The sequence below is a fragment of the Acinetobacter sp. 1130196 genome (assembly GCF_000588095.1).
Taxonomy (GTDB): domain Bacteria; phylum Pseudomonadota; class Gammaproteobacteria; order Pseudomonadales; family Moraxellaceae; genus Acinetobacter; species Acinetobacter nosocomialis.
This window is the reverse complement of sequence record NZ_JFWX01000033.1, coordinates 1-22,199: the sequence shown is the minus strand read 5'-3', so window position 1 is coordinate 22,199 and position 22,199 is coordinate 1. Positions and strand designations below refer to the sequence as shown.

Below are 22,199 nucleotides of genomic sequence, written 5' to 3'. Positions count from 1 at the left end.
ACAACTTTTTGACGCTTTTAGCAAAAATCCCTATTCATATTCTGCATAAGCTTAGCTCATTGATTACATTACATTGATCTAGGAAAATATATGAATACTTTAGTAAATAATTTTGTTGCTTCACAACTACCATCATTATTAACCATTGAAAATGGTGAAAAAGTTTCTGCAACATTTTCATTATCTGAGTATCAAAATAGACAGAGCAAGTTACGCCAACTAATGGAAGAGCTAGAAATTGATCATATTCTATTTAGTTCAATCCATAACATTAACTATTATGCAGACTTTATTTATTGTTCATTTGGGCGCTTCTACGGTCTGGTGGTTAGCCCAGAAAAAGTGGTGACAATTTCAGCAAATATTGATGCTGGGCAACCTTGGCGTCGTACGATTGGCGACTATAACGTAGTTTATACTGACTGGCAGCGTGATAACTATTTTAAAGCGGTTACACAAGAAATTCCAAATAAAGGCCGTGTAGGAATTGAGTTTGATCATTTACCTTTAGAACGTTTAAACAAGTTAAAAGCAGTTTTACCGAATGTGCAGTTTGTGGATATTAGTGCCGCATGCATGAAGCTACGCATGATTAAATCTGCTGAAGAAATTGCACATATCACCCAAGGTGCTGCAGTATGTGATATTGGTGGTTTTGCAGTGACTGCAGCAATTCGTGAAGGTGTGCCAGAGCATGAAGTGGCTTTAGCCTCTACTCAATCCATGGTACGTGAAATTGCCAAACGTTTTCCAAACTCTGAACTCATGGATACGTGGACTTGGTTTCAATCAGGCATTAATACGGATGGTGCACATAATCCTGTTACAACCCGCCAAGTCCGAAAAGGTGATATTTTAAGTTTAAACTGCTTTTCTATGATTGCTGGCTATTATACAGCTTTAGAGCGTACACAGTTCTTTGATCACTGTGATGATGCTTCATTACGAATTTGGGAGGCGAATGTCAAGGTGCATGAAGCTGGCTTAAAACTCATTCGCCCAGGTGCACGTTGCAGTGATATTGCTAAAGAGTTAAATGAAATTTTCTATGAAGAAGGTTTATTGCAGTACCGCACATTTGGTTATGGACATTCCTTTGGTGTGTTATCACATTATTACGGTCGTGAAGCCGGTTTAGAATTACGTGAAGATATTGATACGGTGATAGAACCAGGCATGGTGATTTCAATGGAACCTATGATTATGATTCCGCAAGGAATGGCTGGGGCTGGTGGTTACCGTGAACATGATATCTTGGTCGTTACAGAATCAGGAAATGAAAATATTACCAAATTCCCATATGGTCCAGAACATAACATTATCAAATAAAAGATTTTAAATAGGCACTCTGAAAATGAGTGCCTATTTAATTAGGAGTAAATAGAATGAAAAACAATCATCAAATAGAGCAAAAAAATACTCTAAGACGTGTTGCTAGCGCCAGCTTTATTGGTAATTTTGTGGAGTGGTTTGATTATGCTGCATATGGTTTTTTGGCAACAGTTATTGCAGTGGTTTTTTTCCCGAAAAGTGACCCTTTAACCGCATTAATGGCTACATATGCGATCTTTGCAATTTCATTTATTTTTCGTCCATTAGGCGGTATTTTTTGGGGGCATGTTGGGGATAAATTTGGTCGAAAAAATGCACTATCGTGGTCGATTATATTAATGACACTGGCTACGGTATGTATTGCACTGTTACCAAGTTATCAAAGTATCGGTATTTTTGCACCGATTATGTTATTAATATTCCGGATGATCCAAGGCTTCTCCGCTTCAGGTGAATATGCTGGTGCAGCAAATTTTCTTGCAGAATACGCCCCTAAGGGAAAAAGAGGACTTTATACCAGTTTAGTTCCTGCAAGTACTGCAACGGGTTTACTACTCGGCTCTTTAATGGCAGCGGCGATGTTCGCTTTCATGTCAGAGGCGTTTTTACACGAATATGGTTGGAGAATTCCATTTTTATTGGCAGCACCATTAGGTTTAATCGGGTATTATATCCGTGTAAAGTTAGAAGAAACCCCAGAGTTTTTAGAACATCAAAAAAATAGCAACAAAGAAAATTTTCCAATCAAAGCCTTATTTACTCAGTATCAACCAGCACTTTTTAAAGCATTTGCAGTTGCATCTTTAAATGCCACCGCCTTCTATCTTATTTTTAGTTATATGCCAAATTATTTAGCTACAGAGTTAGGTGTAAATAAATCCCAAGCCTTTATATCAGGGTCAATTTCATTGCTATTTTATATTGCTGTAGTTTTTGTGATGGGCAAATATTCAGATCGAATTGGACGTAAGAAAATGTTGCTTTGGGCAGGTCTAAGCTTTATAGCACTGACTGTACCCTTGTTCTACTTACTTTCAACTGCCAGTTTTATTGAAATGGTGATCATTCAGCTCATGTTCTGCACATTATTAGCAATGAACGATGGGAGCTTACCTGCATATTTAACAGAACAATTCCCTATACAAGTGCGCTATACCGGTTTTGCCTTTAGTTTTAATACTGCTAATGCACTGTTAGGTGGAACAGTTCCTTTCGTTGCAACTTGGTTAATTCAACAAACAGCTAATACCTTAGCACCTAGTATCTTATTAGTTATAGTTGCAATTTTTGCAAGTATGGCTTTATTAGAGAGGAAATCACATCATTTAATCAATGCTAAGGCTTAAAAGGAATAGGTTATGCTTTTAAATGCTCTCCCTACATTCAATAGAAATATATCGACTTTAATTGGTCTTACAGCTGTCATATTTTGGAGTACAAATGTAGGCTTAATGCGTAGTGTCAGTGAGAGCTTTGGAGCTGTAGCTGGTGCTGCTCTAATTTACAGTGTCGCATCCATGATTTTAGTTTTCATGGTTGGTATGCCTAAGTTTTCTACCATCCCAAAATCCTATTTATGGTGGGGAAGCCTTTTATTTGTTGCTTATGAATTATGTTTTGCCCTTTCTATTGGCTATGCGCAAAACAGTAGACAAGCAATCGAAGTCGGCATGATTAATTATCTATGGCCAACATTTACTCTACTATTCGCAATTATTTTTAACAACGTTAAGGCCAATATTTTAATTATTCCTGGCTGCATATTCGCTTTAGTTGGAATTTGTTGGGTATTAGGAGGAGATACTGGATTTGATTTTTTTCAGATATTTACTAATTTAAAAGCTAATCCTCTTAGTTATGGTTTAGCTTTTGCTGCTGCTATTTTGTGGGCTGCATATTGTTCTGTGACAGTAAAAACATCTCAGGGTAAAAATCTAGTCACTATATTTTTTGCCTTGACTGGAGTTGTACTATGGATCAAATACCTTCTCATGAGTGGGTCAGCTCTTAATTTTACTTATGACAATACAGTCACTCTGATTATGGCAGCTGGTGCTTTAGGTTTGGGATATGGTGCTTGGAATATTGGAATTATTTCAGGGAACATGACGTTAATGGCTGGAGCTTCTTATTTTATTCCCGTGCTATCAGCTTTGTTTGCGGCATTAATTCTAAGTACGTCCTTATCTTTTATCTTTTGGCAAGGTGTTGCAATGGTGACAGCAGGAGCAGTTTTGTGTTGGTTAGCGACTCGAAAGAAACAAATTATTTAGAGTTATACTAAAATTAACATACTAGACTTTAAGCGAAGTCAAGATATTGAAACTGTTTATCTATTAGGGCGTGTCCTCATTTGAAAAATTGATTTTAAAGATTTAAAAGAATGATTTAACCTCTTTTTATTTGTATATTTCTCAATGGCACGAACTCTACTCACCGATGATATTTGACAACAAATCCAGTCTACGATGCAATTTCATGGTTGTTATTGTTCAAAGAACGGTAGAAATATCATGGAAGCCATCTTATGGAAATTATGTACAGATGCAACATGGCGTGATATTCCTGAAGAATTTTGTCCTTGGAAAACAGCATATAACCGCTTTAATCGTTGGGCGAGTAAGGGCTTGTGGGGTAAATTTTTTTAAACTACGAGGCGTATTGGATCAAGAATGAGTATTCATTGAGGGAAGCTACATATGCGCGCATCAGCATGCAAGTGGAGCTCGGCACGGTTTCAAGCGAGCAATTGGACGGTCTAGAGGTGAAAGAACCACAAAAATTCATCTTGCAACCGACGCGAATGGATTGCCGATTGATTTTAAAATCACTAGAGGTGAACTCCATGACAGCCAAGTTGCGGAGTAGTTGATTGGTGAGGCAGATTATCTGATTGCAGATAAAGGTTATGATTCGGAAAAAATTAGGACGTTGCCAAGAAAGCAAAATATTGTGCCGATCATCCCAATGAAATCAAATAGTAAGAGAGAAAATAAAGAATTTGATCGGTATTAATATCGTTTAAGTCATCTAGTTGAAAATGCCTTTGCGAGATTAAAACATTTCCGAGCGATAGCGACCCGATTTGATAAGCTTGCACGAAATTATCAGTCTATGATTTACATTGCTTGCATGTTAATTTGGTGCAAAGCCAAATGAGGACATGCCCTAGACATCAGACCTCCTTATTTTTTAGTTTTTATACTATAGTGCCCCATAGTATAAAAAGCAATACTTTTTATAAATCGAAAAATCAAAAAGGTCTTTAGCGAAAATTTTCTGTCTCTATTTTTAATTTTTTTAAATAAACATAGTAGAGCTTATACAAAAGTCACAAAAAAATGGGAGCTTTAGCTCCCATTTTTTTATTTTGGCTCATGTTCTTTGTAATGCTGTGACCTTTTAGAATTATGTTTCCAACTTTTAGCCACTTTGTAGATATTTTGAACGTATCACACCTTAAAAATACTACCGATAGTTTAGATTAAAAATGCCTTTACAGACTGTACTAGATTATTTTTAGTGAGCGGATGATATTTATTATTCATTATTTAGGAATTATTAAATCCTATAAATATCATTTATTGGATTATTTTACTTTGGTACTGTGCATATCAACCCCCAGTTATGAATAAGGAACAACTATGAATAAGATGATGAGTGCTCTTATCCTAGAAAATTTTGGTGATCATGAATTTACACGTGTAGAACTCCCTATACCTCAACCAGAGGCTGGGCAAGTTCTAGTACGTATTCATGCTAGTGGTGTAAACCCTATTGATTATAAAATTCGTCTTGGTGAAGCACCATATGCTATGCCAGAGCTTCCTGCCGTGTTGGGAACAGATATGGCTGGGGGTGTAACTGCTATTGGTGAAGGGGTCACTCACTTCAACGTCGGAGATGAAGTTTACGGTCTGATTGGTGGCGTTCGTAATCTTCAAGGATCTTTAGCAGAATATATTGTAGCAGATGCTGATCTGATCGCATTAAAGCCACGGAATATCTCTATGCGCGAGGCAGCAGTACTACCATTGACGTTCCTCACCGCTTGGGAAGGTTTAGTGGATAATGCTAAGGTTCAACCAGGGCAAACTGTACTGGTTCAGGGTGGTGCTGGTGGCGTTGGTTATATGGTTGTTCAGCTTGCAAAAGCACTTGATGCAAATGTTTGGGCGACTGGTCGTACAGCTGATCAATCGCTGATTTCAGAACTCGGTGCAACACCTCTCGATTACACAACAGCATCTTCCGATGACATTATTGCTGCAAGCCCTGAGGGTCAAGGCTTTAACATTGTTTACGACACTGTGGGTGGTCCAGTACTCGAAGCCTCACTTTCCATGACAACTCACTATGGCCACATTACCAGCTGTGCTGCATTTGGTAATCATAATTTAGCGAGTTCATCTCTACGATGTGCCACACTGTCTGGCGTATTCGTCCTATTGCCGATGTTAACAGGCAATCGCCGTTCTCATCATGGTGATGTCCTTAAGATCGCTACCCGTCTCGTTGAGGAAGGTAAACTGTGTCCTATTGTTGATCCTCGTCATTTTACTCTAGACCAAGCGATTGAGGCTCATGATGCTGTTCAAGATCGCTCTGCCAATATTAAGGTCGTTATTGATGTCATTTAACGCACTTCAGGCCAAGACTTGGCGCTTCAATTGTATTGGAGATACAGATGTTCTGACATTAGAAACACTTCCTGTTGCTTTCCCAGCCGCAGGAGAAGTTCTAATACAGATGAAAACGATCGGACTCAACCGGGCTGATGTAATGTTTCGGCGTGGTACTTATATTCAAAAGGCAGTATTCCCTTCTCGTCTGGGATATGAGGGAGCAGGCATAGTTCTTGCGATAGGTGAAGGTGTACGCCAATTTTCTCCAGGAGATGCAGTATCGATTCTTCCGACTGACAATCTAGCCAAATATGGGACATATACGGACAAGCTTCTGATTCCAGAAACTTTTTTAGTTCACAAACCTGATAGTTTAAGCTGGGAAGAAGCTTCTTCAATCTGGATGCAGTATTTGACGGCTTGGGGTGGTGTAATCCATGCTGGTGGAGTTTCGAAAGGAAAAACGATCTTGATCACAGCAGCTTCAAGTAGCGTAGGACTAGCTGCGATACAGATAGCTGAAGCAGCGGATGCTAAGGTCATTGCAAGTACACAGACGATAGAGAAAAAGCAACGTTTACTGGATCTCGGTGTTAAAAATGTTATAGCCCGTGAAGATGAACCAGATTTGTATGAGGCGCTTGTTTTACGTTTAGGTGGAGAACATCTTGATGTCGCCTTCGATGCTGTGGGAGGGCCACATATTGAACAGATTGCAAAAGCGATGTCTGTGGGAGGAACTATGGTTATGCATGGTGCACTTAGCCCGGAGATCACACCATTTCCCCTTAAAGTTGCATTACGCAAAAGCTTAACCATGCGAGGTTTTTTATTCCTTGAGGTTCTCCATGACCCTGTTCTAAGGGAGCAAGCCAGACGATTTATTCTTAGCAGTATAGGTGCAGGATATCTTCGTCCAGTGATCGACTGTTGCTTTAACTTTGAGGACATGCATGACGCTCAGCGCTATCTTGAATCAAATCAGCAAATAGGAAAAATTGTAGTTACTCTAAATACATGATGGTCTTATCTGATTTCTACTTTCTAAAAAAAAGGTTAGTTACATCTGATTCAAGTTTCTATATGGCCCAGCACTTCCGCTAAGTAATCAAACAATGCTCGGATTCGCAAAGGTGTCGGGCCCCGCTGTGGACGATATAAATACAGGCGCCAAACGGGAGAGTTTTCCTCATGAAGTATCTGAATGAGCTTACCACTCCTAAGCCACGGCAAAACTAGAAATCCAGGCATGTGTCCGAATCCGCCTCCAGCGAGAATAGCTTGAAATTCAGCTTCTAGATCATCTGTAATAAAACGGGGCTTTGATGGCGTAAAGCTTCGACTTTCGGTGAATGTCCATGGCCAGTAACGCCCTGTTTTATGATCGACTAGTGCTGTTAGAGGGTATTTATCAAGATCAATAATTTTTTTGGGCATTCCAACCTTATCAATTAACTCTGGCGTACCCACAGAATAAAAGTTCACTTTAGCCAATTCCTTTGCCACATATCGATTGTCCGGCAAAAATCCAAATCTGATCCCGATATCTATCCGCTCATCGATCACATCCGAGTGTGAATCTGTTAGCACACAATCAACGACAATATCTGGATAACGTGTGGCAAATTCTGCTAGTGCAGGTATTACCAATTTACGCCCTAACACAGACGACACAGTAAGACGGACAGTCCCACGCATTTCATCTCGTTTTTCCTTGGTGTCTTTTACAAGCAAAGCATCGATTGATCCCACCGCAAAACGTGCTTGCTTTGCCAGACGCTCACCATCAGCGGTAATTTTAATTTGTCGAGTACTCCTGTAGAACAGAATCTCTCCGCGCTGCTCTTCTAGCTCTTTTATTGCCCGTGTCACTACCTGTGGGGAAATACCTAGCTGAGTTGCTGCCTCCTTAAAATTTCGAGACTCTGCTGCGACACAAAAGATACGCATCATTTCCAATTTGTTCTGCATGTCCAATCCTGTGTTATGGTAATTATTCCGTAAATAGGAATTCTGAAAGATAATATTATTCATTTATTATACCTGACAAGGCTGTAATACTTAACCCATCAAATATGATTGACAGATAGGTTGAAGGTTACTTATATGAATAATATAGAAAATAAAGTTATTGTTATCACTGGTGCAAGTAGTGGTTTAGGTGAAGCTACTGCTCGCTTACTTGCTAAAAAAGGTGCAAAGGTTGTACTTGGTGCTAGACGTACTGAAAAATTACAGGCTATTGTTCACGACATTCGTGCTGAAGGTGGTCAAGCTGAATTTATTGGTATGGATATAACCAAACCACATGAAGTACAAGCACTTATTGAAAAGGCATTAAGCGCATTTGGTCAAATCGATGTATTGGTAAACAATGCTGGATTAATGTCTATTGCACCATTAAGTGAGCTAAAAGTTGATGAATGGGATCGTATGATCGACATTAATATTAAAGGTGTTCTTTATGGTATAGCAGCTACACTGCCTGTTTTCCAAAAACAAAACTTTGGACACTTTATTAATCTCGCATCTGTTGCAGGGTTAAAAGTATTTAGTCCAGGAGGTACTGTTTATAGCGGTACTAAGTTTGCTGTAAGAGCCATCTCTGAAGGCCTTCGTCATGAAGTTGGGGGAACAATTAGAACGACTACTATTGAGCCTGGTGCAATTGAGTCAGAACTAAAATTTGGTTCTTCTCATAAAGAAAGTTCAGAGTTTGTTACTGATTTCTACAAACAAGCCATACCAGCTGACTCAGTCGCTCGAGCAATTGCTTATGCAATTGAACAGCCTGCGGATGTAGATATTAATGAAATTGTTTTGCGCCCAACGAGCCAAGAGTTTTAATTATTGAATAACATAAAATGGGAGTACTTCGCTCCCATTTTTACTATATTTTTTTAAAGTTGAGGACAAATCTATGAAAGCCGTATCGTATGTTATAAATAACCATGATGATTTTAAAAATTCATTGGTAGATATTGAAAAAGCGAAGCCTACGCTTAAGGAACGTGATGTACTGGTAAAAGTTCAGGCAATCTCTGTGAATCCAGTTGATACTAAAGTGAGAAAAAATTCGTCTGAAGCAAATAATCGTATTTTAGGTTGGGATGCCGTTGGGGAAATTATCGAAGTTGGCTCAAAAGTTACCTCGTTTAAAGTAGGAGATTCTGTTTGGTATGCTGGCAATTTAACCCGAGATGGTAGTAATGCTGAGTTTCAAGCAGTCGATGAACGAATTATCAGTCTTAAACCAATTACAGTATCTAATGCAGAAGCAGCAGCATTGCCATTAACTGCAATAACGGCATGGGAAATGCTGTTTGATCGGTTTCAAATTTCAGAAACAGAAGTTGGCAGTATTTTAATTATTGGTGGTGCAGGCGGTGTAGGTTCAATTGCTATCCAACTCCTAAAAGCAAAAACAAATCTGAGCGTTATAGCAACAGCTTCACGTGAAGAAACGAAATCTTGGGTGGAATCACTTGGTGCCGACCATGTCATTGATCATAGCAAAGATTTAAATGTACAAATCGAGACACTAGGCATTGAAAAACCAAAATATGTATTCTCTACAAATCATACAGAAACGTATATCAAGCAAATAGTTTCTCTGATTGCACCACAAGCCAAGCTTGGATTGATCGATGATCCACAAGCATTTGATATTATGCCGTTTAAGACTAAATCTATTTCTATCCATTGGGAGTTGATGTTCACCCGTTCAATGTATGAAACCGATGATATTGAAAAGCAAGGTAATCTATTGCAACAGGTTGCCCAATTAGTTGACCAGCAAAAAATTAGAAGTACCCTCAACCAAAATCTAGGAAAAATTAACGCTGCAAACTTGGAGAAGGCGCATAAGTTGCTTGAATCAGGCAAGTCAAAAGGCAAAATTGTACTAGAAAACTTCTAAAACAAATTCAAGGTGAAATAATGACTATTTCAATAATTGCGAACTTTAAGGCAAAATCAGATCAAAAAGAGACGTTAGAAGCGCTTTTAAAAAGTGTAATAGAGCTTACGCTTCAAGAAGAAGGATGCTTGAAATATGAGCTTTATATTAGCGAAAATGACTCGAGTAGATATTTCTTCTTAGAAGAATGGCGTAGCAGGGAGGATTTAGATATCCATATAGCCTCTGATTATATTCAAAGTTTATTTGGTAATATCCAATCGCTAATTGAATCAAGTGATATTATAGAAATCAAAAAAATATAGCTGTATTCGGACATTATGATGAAGTATTCTTCAAATTAACATAGAGACTTAGAAAGCTAACATAAAAATTGTAGCTATAAGCTCCTGTTTTTTAATATTTTTTTAATTTTTTAGTAGTAACCTAGGCTTCAACAAATTATGCCCCTAAGGGGAGCCACCAATACCCTGCATTTTGACAACAATGTCATCGTTTAGAGGCAGGAAATTTACGAGCATCAGTCGGTACGACTGGTGATTCATATGATATTGCTTTGGCTGAAACGGTGAATGGCTTATACAAAACAGAGGTGATTGAATATTTAAAAGCAGATTGGCAAGGTTTAGAAGATGTACAACTTGCGACACTAAACTGGGTAATCGAGAATAAGCGAATTCCTATTCCTGAACACGTAGAGCCTTAACCGGAAAAAAGAGGCTTTGGGAGCCGATTCTTTAAGCCGTATGGCTGATCTGATTGTTCACCTTGGCTTATTAAAACCGTGGAACATTGATCAAATAGTAAGCGTGGAACATAAAAAATCATTAAAAAAGCCCATTCGAGGGTAAATGAGCTTTTTAATAGTATATAAAAAATTGATTTTTAAAGGAATAAAAATAGCATTTCGTATAAGAGTTTTTATGTTAAATAGGACTAAAAATATACTCTAATTTTAGAGTTCTCTTTTAGGTATGATGTAAAAACATACAAGCCTAAGAGTTTAATTTAAAGGTTAAGAATTGAATAAATTAGTAAATATTTTTATGGCTTTAGGAGTTTGCCTTTCAATGGAAACATTTGCAGAACCTGTTTTTTCTAATGATTTATTAGCGAAAGCAGAAAGTGGAGATACTTCTGCCCAGTTAGAATTAGCTGAGATTTATCTATATGGTCATGGTGTTGATTCAGATGAAAATCAAGCTGAAATTTGGGCTATTAAATCAGCTGAAAATGGAAATGTAGCAGCAATGTTTTGGTTAGCTGATGGATATGTTACCTATGCTAGATTAATAGAGGATGATGACAAAAACGATTCTTTAGAACATTTCCAAAAAGCTTTTAAGTGGTTTCAGAAAGCTTCAGAAAATGGTCATTCTGAATCAATGGTTGAGTTAGCTGACCTATATACTCGCGCAGATAGCGGAATAGAAGTTAATATTAAGAAAGCTTTAGAACTTCGTGAAAAGGCTGCAAAGTTAGGTAATAAGAAAGCAATGCGAAGTCTTTCCGTTATGTATCGTGATGGTATAGGCATTCCTAAAAATACTGATTTAGCTCAAAGTTGGTGGGATAAGTCTGAAAATTAGTCTTAAGACTTCCTAAAATTAACATAATGGCGGTTACACGAAGCAAAAAACGTAGGAAATTGGCTCAGGCTTTGTATAACTCGTATTATGTTAATTTTAGTAAAAGTTAAGGATTTTTAAGAGTTTAATAAATGAATAGTGTTCATGAAATTATAGCAAAAATACATAATGAATGGGAGATTGAACCTAAGAAAGCTATTCAGAGAGGTATGGAATGTCCCTTTCCTTTGCAGTGTTCATTAAACCTAAAAAGCAAAATTTACTCACAAATACCCCAAGTACTTTTACCAAAAGTATTAGAGGATTTTTATACAGTATCTAATGGTGCAGATCTATTTAAAGATCAAGAATACGGACAATGGGGCTTAAAATTATATTCTATTGAGGAAGTAATTTTTGCTTCAAAAATTTATAAAATTAATCGTAATAATGACGCTCTTCAAAGTGACTTAATTATTGGAGAATTCTATGGAGATTCAGACTTATTGTTAGTTCGATGTGATCCTAATAGTGATGATTACGGCTCTATTTTTGTTGTCTTACCTATAGATCAAAGACAAGATTGGTACATTGTTGCTAATACTTTTCAAGAATTCATTAGTAAATTTTATGAAACTCAGGGTGATAAATTCTGGGAACCTTAAAATTATATGGCGGACATAAGCTCTATTTAACTTATGTTCACCTAAAATTTATTTAATTATCATAAAAATAGTATCATTTTTTGAATTTCATATAACGCGTATTATGTTAATTTTAGAAAATCTATACAGTTCCTATTAATAAAATTTAGATATTTCTAATGGATAAAAACAGTATAATAATTAAAAGAAATTTAAAGAGTGCAATATATGTTTGGTATTTTTTCTTCTAAAAAGCAAAACTCCTTAAAAAACCCTGTTTACTTAGAAAAATTCATAAATAATGCCTACTTAGAATTAAGTAATAGTATTAAATCACCCAATGAGCTTTATCTTTTTTTAATTGAGGAACTTTGTGGAGCATCACAAGGGAACAATGATGGAAAACAACTAGTAGATTTTTCACAATTTCATGAAATTGAATATAGGAATGCATTAAATAAAGAATCTGCAATGGACTTACCTAATAGCCCACTATCAATATTAAATAATAGTGTCAGCCCCCAGTTGATTAAGGAGTTAGGAATAGATGAGGCTGTAAAAATAAGATGTACGCTTATAAAAAGGTTAATAGAGGCAAATCAAAACACATTAAATAGTAGCCGTTTAACTTTTGCAAAAAGCTACATTCAGGTTGGAAGTTCTTATCTTCCAGAAGGTGAAATTCAAGCATGGTTTGATGTCATTAACTCAATACAAGGAGCTAGTAAAAAAACTATCCTAGAACCCGATGATTTAACAAAAATTATTACTCCTTCAAACCATACAGCACAAGGAAAGTACTATGACATGTTCAAAGACCTTGAGGATTATTTAAGTAGCTTATATGAACAGCCATCACATAGTACTTTTATGCCCTTACTTTACGCTCTTCGTATCGCTTATGCTGGCATGTATTCTCAAGGAATATGTTCAAAAGCTGACTTTGATGCTGTTGATCAAGGCTTTTTTAATAGAGTCATTCTAATCGGCCAATCTATTTCTAGAGAAGAGCAAGTCTCTTTTCAAGAATCATCATTAGATAAAGCACTAGAGTGGATCAATAAATATTATATTGTTATAGACAGACAGACTTCTTCACATTTAGTGAATACAGCTAAATCAGGCTTGTAAGATAGTAGTCTATAATTTACATAAGCGCTTATATTTAAGATAAAGTTTTTACTATTTCCTAGCTATAAAAACTAAAATCCATACCTCGATCTTGCTTAGATCGAGGTTTGCTCAGCTACTTTTACTGTTCTATATCGTTTTTTAGTAAAAATATCTAAAATTTCATCATTTAACATAATGGCTGTTATAAAAACTAGCTATGTAATGCAATTCGCATTACAATATCCCCATACATTCAATAAATGGGAAAAAAATAATGGCTACTGTTAACTTCAGGGTTGATGAAGCCCTTAAAGAAAAATCTTATTCAGTTCTTAGAGAACAAGGTATTGCACCTACTGAGTTTTTTACAAATGTCCTTGAATACATTGCAGCGACTGGGAAACTCCCTGTACAAAAAGCTTTACTCTCAGAAGAGGATACCGAGCTATTAGCGATTGTTCGTAAACGTATGAATGATCCTAAAGAAATGTTCGAGGAAATTACTTTAGATGACTTATAAGCTTTTACGTAATAAGGACTTCACAGCTGAATGGGAAAAGCTTCCTAGTGCTATAAGAGATCAATTTAAGAAGAAACTCGCCAAGGTCATAGAGCAGCCACATATTCCCAAGAATATGCTTAGAGGTGATCTCACGGGATGTTATAAAATTAAATTACTAAAGACTGGAGTTCGACTGGTCTATCAAGTCAAAGATGATCAGGTAGTTATCTTGCTCATCACCGTTGGGAAACGAGCTGACAGCATAGTTTATGACGAAGCAAAAAAACGCATTAAAGACTAAAAATGGGAGCTTCAAGCTCCCATTTTTGACCTCGTATAAGGTGTATTATGTTAATTTTTAGTTAATATAAAATTTAGATAGCTTCTGCAACTAATTTTAAAGCTGATTTAATTTTTTGCTTATTCTCATACATTTTTTTGTCAGCTTGTTCTGCTGCAAAATATAGCCCAATACTGGGATGCCTCCTACAAGGCAAGACATCTGATCGAGAAATTTTTTACCAAGCTCAAGCAGTATCGTGCTATTGCCACACGCTATGATAAATTGGCTCAAAACTTTTTATCAGCGATCTACCAGGCTTAATTGATAACACGCCCTAAATATTTCTAGAATATTCTCTTAAAATCTCCTACACCCTAATTTTATCTTCATATATAGTTTTCTCTATCACTTCATTGATCTCTTCATTCGTCCACTTTTGAAACTTAGCCCTACAAATGAATATTGATTGCAAAATAAATTTGTGCTTACCTTTTCTTAGATAAAGATTCTTTACTTTTTTCCATAAGAAACAATTAAATAGCTTACTACTTCTAAATTTATACCAATTAGAAAAAATTTACTGTTAATTAAAACTTAACAAAAGCCTGAGCTTGTAAAATAATCTAAATATCAGTTACTTTATGCTCAGAAAAATATTATTATTGTATTATTAATGTTTAATATTTGTGGTTTGTATGTTTTGGATTCTTATAGCAGTTCTAGTTTTGATTGGTATACTATTAATTATTTCTATAGTGAAGGAACATCTTAAAAATCCTTTCAGATAAATGACTCAATTTTAATCCATTTAACATAATGGGCGTTATACGAAATGAACAAATTGAAACATATAAAAATCAAAAACTTATGCTATAAATAATTTGCTCGACGATGACGAAAAGCCGACTTGGAAACAAGTCGGCTTTTTATGAGCAGTTTTGATATATTTTGCCAATAAAATTGGTTAAAAAACGATCAATTCGTAAGTTCCTTCCGATTCCTTAAGGCTTCCATTTCTGAATTTATCCCCATTTCTTGCGGTTAAGCTTTGGGATAATTTTTGATGATTTTTTGTACGCTTTGGCTTACAGCATTTTACGAAATTGTTTGTATCCAAGCACCAGTGAAGTCCCTATGATCGATCTATATGAACAGGATGTTCAATGACTTAAAACAAGAATAATCAGTCAGACACCATGACCATTAGGTAGTCAGCCCTACCTATGCGCTCCACACCGAAAAATCCCGACATGACGTCGGGATTTTTTATTTTCATTTGAATAATAATTCAATTAAGCATAAAATATAGATTGTAATCTATATTATGGTTGTAATATGTGGACAGTCATTACAACGGATCTGTTTAACGAATGGCTTGTACAGCAAGATCAATCTACACAAGAGAAAGTACTCGCAGCGTTGGTCGTTCTACAGCAACAGGGACCAAGTTTAGGACGTCCTTTAGTAGATACCGTCTATGACTCCAAATTTACCAATATGAAAGAGCTACGTGTTCAGCATCGAGGTAAACCACTGAGAGCCTTTTTCGCGTTTGATCCTTTACGACAAGCTATTGTGCTGTGTATCGGTGATAAAGGCGGTAAAAAGCGTTTTTATAAAGAGATGTTAGATATTGCCGATTAGCAATACGAAATTCATCTTTCAACTTTAGGAGATCAATCTAATGGCTAAGACCCTACAAGAATTATTGGCTAATCGCTCTCCAGAGAGTCAAGCTCGTATTCAACAAATGGCGGATGAATTATTGTTGGAAACTCAGCTTCACCTTATTCGTGAAGAGTTGGAGATTTCTCAAAAAGAACTGGCTGCAACCCTTGGAATCAAACAGCCTTCATTGTCAGCAATCGAAAATCGTGGTCATGATCTTAAAATTTCAACGATGAAAAAGTATGTCGAAGCAATGGGCGGAAAACTTCGTATTGATGTAGAGCTTCCAACAGGAAAACATATAGGATTCAATGTCTAATAATAAACCTTTGAAAAATAGTAGTAAATTACTTGTTAACTTGGACAAGTTTATATTTTTAGTGAATGCTGCTGATAGCCTAGAGGAAATTGAAATTATTAGAGATTTATGCTGTGACTATTTTTCACATTGTAAGAAGTTAAGCTATTACACTGATATTTTCGACAATGCTTATTGGATAAAATATTACGAAATAGCTTAATCTTTCAAGATTCGCATAAGAAATTTTATGTTAAATAGATATGAGAAAGGCCATAAATTGTGACTTTCCCATATACGAAGAGAGAGCTGAGAACTTTCGTTTTATTGATTTATTCAAAATGAAGCTGATATTGATGTGTGGTGATTTTAATTTTTAGTTGCTTATATTTTCTTTTCGTAGTGCTCAGAGCTGAATTAGACACTTCTGTATAAAATATAGAATCATACATCAAATCAGAAAATAATTTATATTCAATCAATAATTTACTGTATTTATTCCCATCTTTGAGATTCGTTTCAATTAATTGATCTAAATCTTTTACAGAAAAACTATGCATATTAGCCTCGGATAGAGTGTTTCTGAACGGGCACCATACAGGGTTGGCGATAGGAACTAAAGTTAAATTAGGTATTGATATATGGAATATTATTGTAAAATAATAGATTAAACTTATATCGAGGCTAAACTTTACTCCTTTAATACTAAAAATCTTATTCAGGATCCAAGATATGTCCTTCTAAAAGACTTTAGTCCTTCTCTTTTCAAGTCAAATTTACCCGTAATTCTGGCTAGAATACTCTCTCAAAATTGCATATACCCTATATTTATCTTGATATAAGGTCTTTTCTATAATTTTTTGGATATCTTCACTAGTCCATTTTTGCTGCTTAGCTTTAAAAATGAACTGTGATTGCAGAACAAATGAGTGTTCACCTTTTCTTAAATAAAGATTCTTGACTTTTTTTTGCATAAGAAACAATTCAATAACCTATAATCTTAAACTTTATACTAGTTGGGAAAAATTTACTTTTAATTATAACTTAATAAAAAACTTAACTTGTAAAGAAAACTAAATTTCAGTTACTTAATAGACAAAAAAATATTATTATTTTTGTATCAGTAATGTTTAATATTCTTTGGATTGTATGTTTTCGATTCTTATAGTATTTCTAGTTTTAATCAGTACACTATTAATTATTTCCATATTAAAAGAGTATTTTAAGAATCCTTTCAAATAGAAGAATAAATTCTAGTTTGTTAAACATAATAGAGCCTCTACGAAGTAAAAAAATGGGAGAGATTAACGCTCCCATTTTGTTTGTTAAACATTGAATCCTATATGTTTTCCTGTTGGAAGCTCTACATCAATACGGAGTTTCCCCCCCCATAGCTTCAACATACTTTTTCATGGTTGAAATCTTAAGATCATTGCCACGGTTTTCGATTGCTGACAATGAAGGTTGTTTGATTCCAAGAGTTGCAGCCAGTTCCTTTTGGGAAATCTCTAATTCTTCTCGAATAAAGTGAAGCTGAGTTTCTAAAAGTAGCTCGTCAGCCATTTGTTGAATACGAGTTTGGCTCTCTGGAGAGCGACTAGCCAATAATTCCTGTAAGGTTTTAGCCATTAGATTGATCTCCAAGGGTTGAGAGATGAAGTTCGTATTGCTGCTCTGCAATGTTCAGCATCTCTTTATAGAAACGCTTTTTACCGCCTTTATCACCGATGCACAGCACAATTGCCTGTCGAAATGGATCAAATGCGAAAAAGGCTCTCAGGGGTTTTCCTCGATGCTGAACGCGTAGCTCTTTCATATTGGTAAATTTAGAGTCATATACGGTATCAACTAAAGGGCGACCTAAACTTGGTCCCTGCTGCTGTAAAACAACTAAAGCGGTTAAGACTTTCTCTTGTGTTGATTCGTCTTGCTGTTCAAGCCATTCATTAAACAGATCTGTCGTGATGACTGTCCACATACAACAACCACAATATAGATTATAGTCTATGTTTTATAGCGAACTCAGCCAGTTTTCAAATGGCAATAAAAAAGCCCTACATCCTGTCGGGCTTTTTCATATCGGGTTGCTCGTCTTACTGATCTCATGCTGCCCATTCCTTGCGCAATTTTCTTATTCTTGTTGTCTGGAAACATCCAGTTTCGTTATATATTCATCATACGGCTAATGACTTGAATTACCAATCCGCAAAATCCTTAAATCTGTGTAAGTTTTAGCTTACAAAGTTGGCCTATTTTATCCCAAGAGTTGTCCGCAGAAATTGGGGGTTATTTCTGAAATGTGAACATTGATAAATCAGGAAAAAATGCAAAATAGAATGTTTTTTGATCAATTTTGTTGGCTAAAAGTTACAGTTTTGCTTAAAAAGAAACCGACTTGTTTCCAAGTCGGTTGAACGAGAACGTTCCAGAGGGTATGAATAACGATAAGATACTAATCTTAAAGTAATATTAAAAACACGTTCCGTATAAGCACCATTATGTTAATTTTAGAGAAACTAAAAATTTGAGTGCTATATGTTTCTAAAAAATAAAGAAGGTATTGAGAATAAGTTTTGGCGAGCAGTTTGTATACTAACAATCTTAGTCATCGTAATCTCGGCAGTATCTCTACCTTTTATTGATGATATTCTTAGTTTTATTAAAGATATCTCAGGCACGGCAGCAACAATACTTACTGCTTACATTGCTGTTATCCTATTTCAAGATTGGAGAGATATTAAGAAAGCCGAAATTCTTAGCCAACACTCAACTGAAGTATTCCCGATGCTAAATGATTTAGCATCATCCTTATTTTTTCTGAAAAATTCATTGGGATGTACTATTGGCCAATTCTATAAATTAAAAGAATATGAAAGCGAAAAAGGAAAATCAGAAGAATTTAGAGCAAAAATTTCCGATATGATCACCAGTACAAGTATTAGTGAGTTTGTTGAATCTTCTGAAAAAATCAAATACAAACTTTTCTTTATATCTCAATCTTTAGACACTAATATGCAAAAAAAAATAGATAATTTTAAAAGCATATTAGATGAGTTTATGTGGCTCTCTGAAGAAAATAGAGATCTATTTTTAGATCTCTCTGAGATAAAAAATCAAGAAGATAGAATTGAAAATTTATATACACAATTGAGAGTTTTAGCTAAAGAAATATTTGCAGATAAATTAGTTAGATACTCAACGTTTAATGATTTAGATTAAATTTTTAGATAGCGTTATTGATGATTTGTTAAAAATGAAAAGATTTATTTTATTGAGTGTATTAGTTTTTACAGGGGTTGAAATGCAACTGATTACAAAACTGTTTTAACAAGAAAAACTCTTTATATGAAAGGCGGAAATTGTGCTGGCCTATCTCTTTCAAAAAATGCTGGTTTAATTGGAGATCAGTTTCCCTGTACGGTAGACTTACCAACTAGAGTACGATGGATAAGCAATGATACTTTCATGATGGTTGAGAAACATCAAATTTCTCTATACCGCCTTTATTATTGATGTGTTCTCACGAGCAATTGTTGGATGGAAAGTATCTACACGGATGAATACAGATATGGTGCTCGATGCACTTGAGCAAGCATTGCATGATCGAGGCATGCCAAAGAATGTGATTCATCATTCCGATAGAGGTGTTCAATATCTTTCTATTCGCTATACCAATCGTTTAGAAGCTGCAAATTTACGAGCATCAGTCGGTACAACTGGTGATTCATACGATAATGCTCTGGCTGAAACGGTGAATGGCTTATACAAAACAGAGGTGATTGAATATTTAAAAGCAGATTGGCAAGGTTTAGCAGATGTACAACTTGCGACACTAAACTGGGTAGATTGGTTCAATAAAAAGCGTGTACACAGTGCACTGGGTTATGTATCGCCTTTTGAGTTCGAAGCAATGTACTATGATAAGATTAACCCGTTAGGTCAGGTGGCCTAACTTAAATAAAAAGTCTCCGACAAACCCGGTACGGTTCATAGACTCCAGTAAGCATAGATTTCCCTATTTTTAATTTGCACGATTTAAAATTTATTTTTTTAGATTATATAGTTACATACAAATATCATCTACTAATTTTAGAAATATAAAATCGTCCCATAATAAATAACGGTCGTTTTCTTACATTCGGAACAAGATTCTGAAATGATTTAATTTTTGCTATCCCGTATAAGGTCTTAGATATGAATCGATTAACTTTTATAAACGGTGCGATTGTTTCTGCGACTGATGTTCGCAAATCTTGGAGCAAAATTGTTCAATGTGTCAAAGATAGTCATAAACCTGTTTTTGTTTATACGAAGAATGCGCCCGAAGCTGTTGTTCTGAGTTTTGAAGAATTTCAAAAAATGCAGGAAATTATTGAAGCTGTCCGGCGTGAACAGCTAGGACAACAAATGGTTTATGATCTTTTGGATATTAATCAGCTCACTGGTCAACCGATCAAACACATGCTTTTGAACCCAAAAGGTGTATTTGAAGAAGTAAATGGACAAGAAAAATAGCTTTTTGAGGATATTAACGGATTCGAGATTAGAGACAAGCTGATTTAAAAGTCATCTTATATTTATATTCGTTGAACAATGAGCTTTTATTTTCGTAAAATACTAAGAAGTGGAAAACATATTCGTAAGTTAAGTAGCACTGACATCATAGAGTTGACTAATTTTATTGAAAATTAAAAAGAACACTTGGATGTCTATAAAATTATATTAAATAACGTACTGGGTAAAGTAATAGACTCACCCTAATAGGCAAGTCTATTAAACCAAAAACTATTTAAGATTCTTATTGACCTCTTTAAAGATAGTTTCAAATCTTGATAAAGTAGCTTCTGAAAGGCTATTAACAAAATCCTTATTACTAGCAAATTCTTTTGCAGGTAAATAATGATTAAATCTATTCTTTTTAATAACTTTATTAATTTTTGATAATATATCTTCAATTTCAGTACTTAATTCTTCCACCTTAATTTCAGCATGGGTAGATGAGAGAGAAATATTAAAAAGTTGCAGATATTCATCAATAGTAAATATATCTTCAATATCAGCTTTTTTTCTATTATCCAAAAAATCATGGAAAAATTTTATATTTTTATCAGATATAATTTTTTGAATAGTTAGACTATCAAATCTTGCCTGAGACTTTTGGTCAGTAAACGAATCTAATAGGCAGAAAATTGATAGTTTTGAACCTCGAAGTAATGAAATAAAACTAGCAACTTTATCTAAACCGCCTGTAGGCACAATTGTAATATCTTCATTTAAGCCAGTTCGTTTATTCGCATTCAAATATTCTGAAATTGTGGTCAAGTATAGTAAGTCTGAGACACCTTCTACCAATAGATTTTTTTTAGAAATAAATAAATTCTGTGCAACATCATACCCTAAAGCAGCTTGTAAAGGGAAAAGTGTATTAGGGTCTTTTTGTTGAATACTATCACTAACGATAGAGCTATCGGAGTCACTAAATACCGTTCTGACCCGATTTAATTTCGTTGTTTCTACCATGAAAGGTGAGTGAGTTGTATAAATAACTTGATACTTATCAACCAAACTTTCTAAAAAACGTAGTAAATCTGCTTGAGCAGTTGCATGCAAGTTAAGGCCTGGCTCATCTAAGAGTAGAATATATTTTGAATTTGAATCAGCCTGAATTTTGTTAAACCAAACTAAGAATGAAAAAAACCAATTAAATCCTTTACTTCTATTCTGAAGAGGTAAAGAAACTCTCGTTTTCGAGTTTTTTACTCGAATATCTAAGACATGTTCAACAATATTTGTATCGACCGTTGTAGCACTGCCATAACTTGTATTTACTTGCCTTTTCACAGTAGCTGTTTTTTTATCAATTTTAAATTCAATATTTAAGTTCTGATTTGCAGACCAATATTGAAATAGTGGGCGAATTCAAACATGAGGTGCGACAGTTTCAAAAGCCATATGATAATCAACAAGCTGAGCAAATTTCTCTAATGGTGTAAGCCAATCTAACGCCTTTCTAGGACGAGTATTCAGTGACATGGCAACTTGATTTAAATAATGCTGATCTGCCTGATTTAAATCAATCCCTTTAGGTAAATATTGCCTAATTAAACCATTCATATTTTCGCATGTGCCTTTTTGCCAAGGTGAATGTGGGTCACAGAAATATACATCTATGCCTAAATCTTCTTCGAGTATTTTATGTTCTGACATCTCGCGTCCACGGTCATAGGTCAACGTTTTACGCAGTTCT

At 35.3% G+C, this 22,199-nt stretch carries 23 protein-coding genes and 6 pseudogenes; 23 read left to right on the top strand and 6 right to left on the bottom strand.

Annotation, left to right across the window (positions count from 1 at the left end):
- Positions 1-90 precede the first annotated feature (90 nt).
- The 6 genes and pseudogenes from J671_RS18945 to J671_RS18925 all read left to right on the top strand — a co-directional run bounded on the left by J671_RS18945 (position 91) and on the right by J671_RS18925 (position 6,978).
- Entirely contained in the window at positions 91-1,329 is a 1,239-nt protein-coding gene (locus J671_RS18945; protein ID WP_001094923.1) for a M24 family metallopeptidase, read from the top strand.
- A 56-nt stretch (positions 1,330-1,385) separates the two neighbouring features.
- Positions 1,386-2,678 carry an MFS transporter gene (locus tag J671_RS18940; RefSeq protein WP_000794339.1) on the top strand — a complete coding sequence of 431 codons (1,293 nt, stop codon included), beginning with the start codon at positions 1,386-1,388 and terminating at the stop codon, positions 2,676-2,678.
- Between the two features lie 12 nt (positions 2,679-2,690).
- The gene (yddG, locus tag J671_RS18935) at positions 2,691-3,605 is read left to right on the top strand and encodes an aromatic amino acid DMT transporter YddG (RefSeq protein ID WP_000925802.1); all 915 of its coding nucleotides are present in this window, start codon (positions 2,691-2,693) and stop codon (positions 3,603-3,605) included.
- A gap of 195 nt (positions 3,606-3,800) precedes the next feature.
- Positions 3,801-4,491: pseudogene (locus J671_RS25835) on the top strand (IS5 family transposase).
- A gap of 485 nt (positions 4,492-4,976) precedes the next feature.
- Positions 4,977-5,972, top strand: coding sequence for a zinc-dependent alcohol dehydrogenase family protein (locus J671_RS18930; RefSeq protein WP_031968895.1), 996 nt, complete (start codon positions 4,977-4,979; stop codon positions 5,970-5,972).
- Positions 5,962-6,978: a zinc-dependent alcohol dehydrogenase family protein gene (locus J671_RS18925; protein WP_031983106.1), complete on the top strand. Its 1,017-nt coding sequence runs from the start codon at positions 5,962-5,964 to the stop codon at positions 6,976-6,978. Before J671_RS18930 ends, J671_RS18925 begins: the two co-directional genes overlap by 11 nt.
- Positions 6,979-7,028: 50 nt before the next feature.
- Here J671_RS18925 and J671_RS18920 read toward each other — a convergent pair whose 3' ends face one another.
- Positions 7,029-7,928, bottom strand: coding sequence for a LysR family transcriptional regulator (locus J671_RS18920; protein WP_031983105.1), 900 nt, complete (start codon positions 7,926-7,928; stop codon positions 7,029-7,031).
- Between the two features lie 135 nt (positions 7,929-8,063).
- Between J671_RS18920 and J671_RS18915 the strand changes: the two genes are divergently transcribed.
- The 14 genes and pseudogenes from J671_RS18915 to J671_RS18870 all read left to right on the top strand — a co-directional run bounded on the left by J671_RS18915 (position 8,064) and on the right by J671_RS18870 (position 16,175).
- Positions 8,064-8,804: an SDR family oxidoreductase gene (locus J671_RS18915; protein ID WP_001059480.1), complete on the top strand. Its 741-nt coding sequence runs from the start codon at positions 8,064-8,066 to the stop codon at positions 8,802-8,804.
- Between the two features lie 73 nt (positions 8,805-8,877).
- Entirely contained in the window at positions 8,878-9,876 is a 999-nt protein-coding gene (locus tag J671_RS18910; protein WP_002120211.1) for a zinc-binding alcohol dehydrogenase family protein, read from the top strand.
- Positions 9,877-9,896: 20 nt separating this feature from the next.
- Positions 9,897-10,181 (top strand): putative quinol monooxygenase, encoded by a 285-nt coding sequence (locus J671_RS0104865; protein ID WP_000155817.1) that lies wholly within the window; start codon positions 9,897-9,899, stop codon positions 10,179-10,181.
- A gap of 185 nt (positions 10,182-10,366) precedes the next feature.
- Positions 10,367-10,537, top strand: a pseudogene (locus tag J671_RS25830) (IS3 family transposase); the annotation flags it as partial.
- Positions 10,535-10,630 (top strand): annotated as a pseudogene (locus J671_RS26335) (DNA-binding protein); the annotation flags it as partial. The pseudogenes J671_RS25830 and J671_RS26335, both read left to right, overlap by 3 nt.
- A 316-nt stretch (positions 10,631-10,946) precedes the next feature.
- Positions 10,947-11,465 (top strand): tetratricopeptide repeat protein, encoded by a 519-nt coding sequence (locus J671_RS18905; RefSeq protein WP_000447196.1) that lies wholly within the window; start codon positions 10,947-10,949, stop codon positions 11,463-11,465.
- Between the two features lie 131 nt (positions 11,466-11,596).
- Complete coding sequence (locus J671_RS18900) at positions 11,597-12,109, top strand: SMI1/KNR4 family protein (protein ID WP_001089570.1); 513 nt, start codon at positions 11,597-11,599, stop codon at positions 12,107-12,109.
- Between the two features lie 207 nt (positions 12,110-12,316).
- Complete coding sequence (locus J671_RS18895; protein ID WP_000466974.1) at positions 12,317-13,219, top strand: hypothetical protein; 903 nt, start codon at positions 12,317-12,319, stop codon at positions 13,217-13,219.
- 256 nt (positions 13,220-13,475) lie between these two features.
- Positions 13,476-13,721: a type II toxin-antitoxin system RelB/DinJ family antitoxin gene (locus J671_RS18890; protein WP_000246757.1), complete on the top strand. Its 246-nt coding sequence runs from the start codon at positions 13,476-13,478 to the stop codon at positions 13,719-13,721.
- On the top strand, positions 13,711-14,004 hold the full coding sequence (locus J671_RS18885) for a type II toxin-antitoxin system RelE family toxin (protein WP_000221360.1): 294 nt from the start codon (positions 13,711-13,713) through the stop codon (positions 14,002-14,004). Before J671_RS18890 ends, J671_RS18885 begins: the two co-directional genes overlap by 11 nt.
- Positions 14,005-14,190: 186 nt before the next feature.
- Positions 14,191-14,307: pseudogene (locus J671_RS25325) on the top strand (transposase); the annotation flags it as partial.
- A gap of 1,014 nt (positions 14,308-15,321) precedes the next feature.
- The gene (locus J671_RS18880) at positions 15,322-15,630 is read left to right on the top strand and encodes a type II toxin-antitoxin system RelE/ParE family toxin (protein WP_000269910.1); all 309 of its coding nucleotides are present in this window, start codon (positions 15,322-15,324) and stop codon (positions 15,628-15,630) included.
- A gap of 40 nt (positions 15,631-15,670) precedes the next feature.
- The gene (locus J671_RS18875; protein ID WP_001140619.1) at positions 15,671-15,973 is read left to right on the top strand and encodes a helix-turn-helix domain-containing protein; all 303 of its coding nucleotides are present in this window, start codon (positions 15,671-15,673) and stop codon (positions 15,971-15,973) included.
- Positions 15,966-16,175: a hypothetical protein gene (locus J671_RS18870; RefSeq protein ID WP_000069470.1), complete on the top strand. Its 210-nt coding sequence runs from the start codon at positions 15,966-15,968 to the stop codon at positions 16,173-16,175. Before J671_RS18875 ends, J671_RS18870 begins: the two co-directional genes overlap by 8 nt.
- 109 nt (positions 16,176-16,284) lie before the next feature.
- Here J671_RS18870 and J671_RS18865 read toward each other — a convergent pair whose 3' ends face one another.
- The 3 genes and pseudogenes from J671_RS18865 to J671_RS18855 form a co-directional block, all read right to left on the bottom strand.
- A complete protein-coding gene (locus tag J671_RS18865; RefSeq protein ID WP_000555567.1) occupies positions 16,285-16,512 on the bottom strand; it encodes a hypothetical protein in 228 nt (75 codons plus the stop codon).
- A gap of 765 nt (positions 16,513-17,277) precedes the next feature.
- Positions 17,278-17,581, bottom strand: a pseudogene (locus J671_RS18860) (helix-turn-helix domain-containing protein).
- On the bottom strand, positions 17,574-17,930 hold the full coding sequence (locus J671_RS18855) for a type II toxin-antitoxin system RelE/ParE family toxin (RefSeq protein ID WP_000269908.1): 357 nt from the start codon (positions 17,928-17,930) through the stop codon (positions 17,574-17,576). The pseudogene J671_RS18860 and the gene J671_RS18855 overlap by 8 nt, the downstream one beginning before the upstream one ends.
- A 557-nt stretch (positions 17,931-18,487) precedes the next feature.
- On the opposite strand from J671_RS18855, the gene J671_RS18850 reads away from it, so the two are divergent.
- From J671_RS18850 to J671_RS18840, 3 genes and pseudogenes are all read left to right on the top strand, one after another.
- The gene (locus J671_RS18850) at positions 18,488-19,171 is read left to right on the top strand and encodes a hypothetical protein (RefSeq protein WP_000478902.1); all 684 of its coding nucleotides are present in this window, start codon (positions 18,488-18,490) and stop codon (positions 19,169-19,171) included.
- A 268-nt stretch (positions 19,172-19,439) separates the two neighbouring features.
- Positions 19,440-19,904: pseudogene (locus J671_RS18845) on the top strand (IS3 family transposase); the annotation flags it as partial.
- Positions 19,905-20,146: 242 nt separating this feature from the next.
- Positions 20,147-20,467: a type II toxin-antitoxin system Phd/YefM family antitoxin gene (locus J671_RS18840; RefSeq protein ID WP_001081101.1), complete on the top strand. Its 321-nt coding sequence runs from the start codon at positions 20,147-20,149 to the stop codon at positions 20,465-20,467.
- Between the two features lie 270 nt (positions 20,468-20,737).
- Here the strand turns inward: J671_RS18840 and J671_RS0104855 are convergent, their stop codons facing one another.
- Together J671_RS0104855 and J671_RS25315 are read right to left on the bottom strand one after the other, a co-directional pair.
- Positions 20,738-21,793, bottom strand: coding sequence for an ATP-dependent nuclease (locus J671_RS0104855; protein ID WP_228132360.1), 1,056 nt, complete (start codon positions 21,791-21,793; stop codon positions 20,738-20,740).
- A gap of 78 nt (positions 21,794-21,871) precedes the next feature.
- The coding region (locus J671_RS25315; protein WP_031995575.1) for an IS30 family transposase at positions 21,872-22,199 on the bottom strand (328 nt) is incomplete at its 5' end.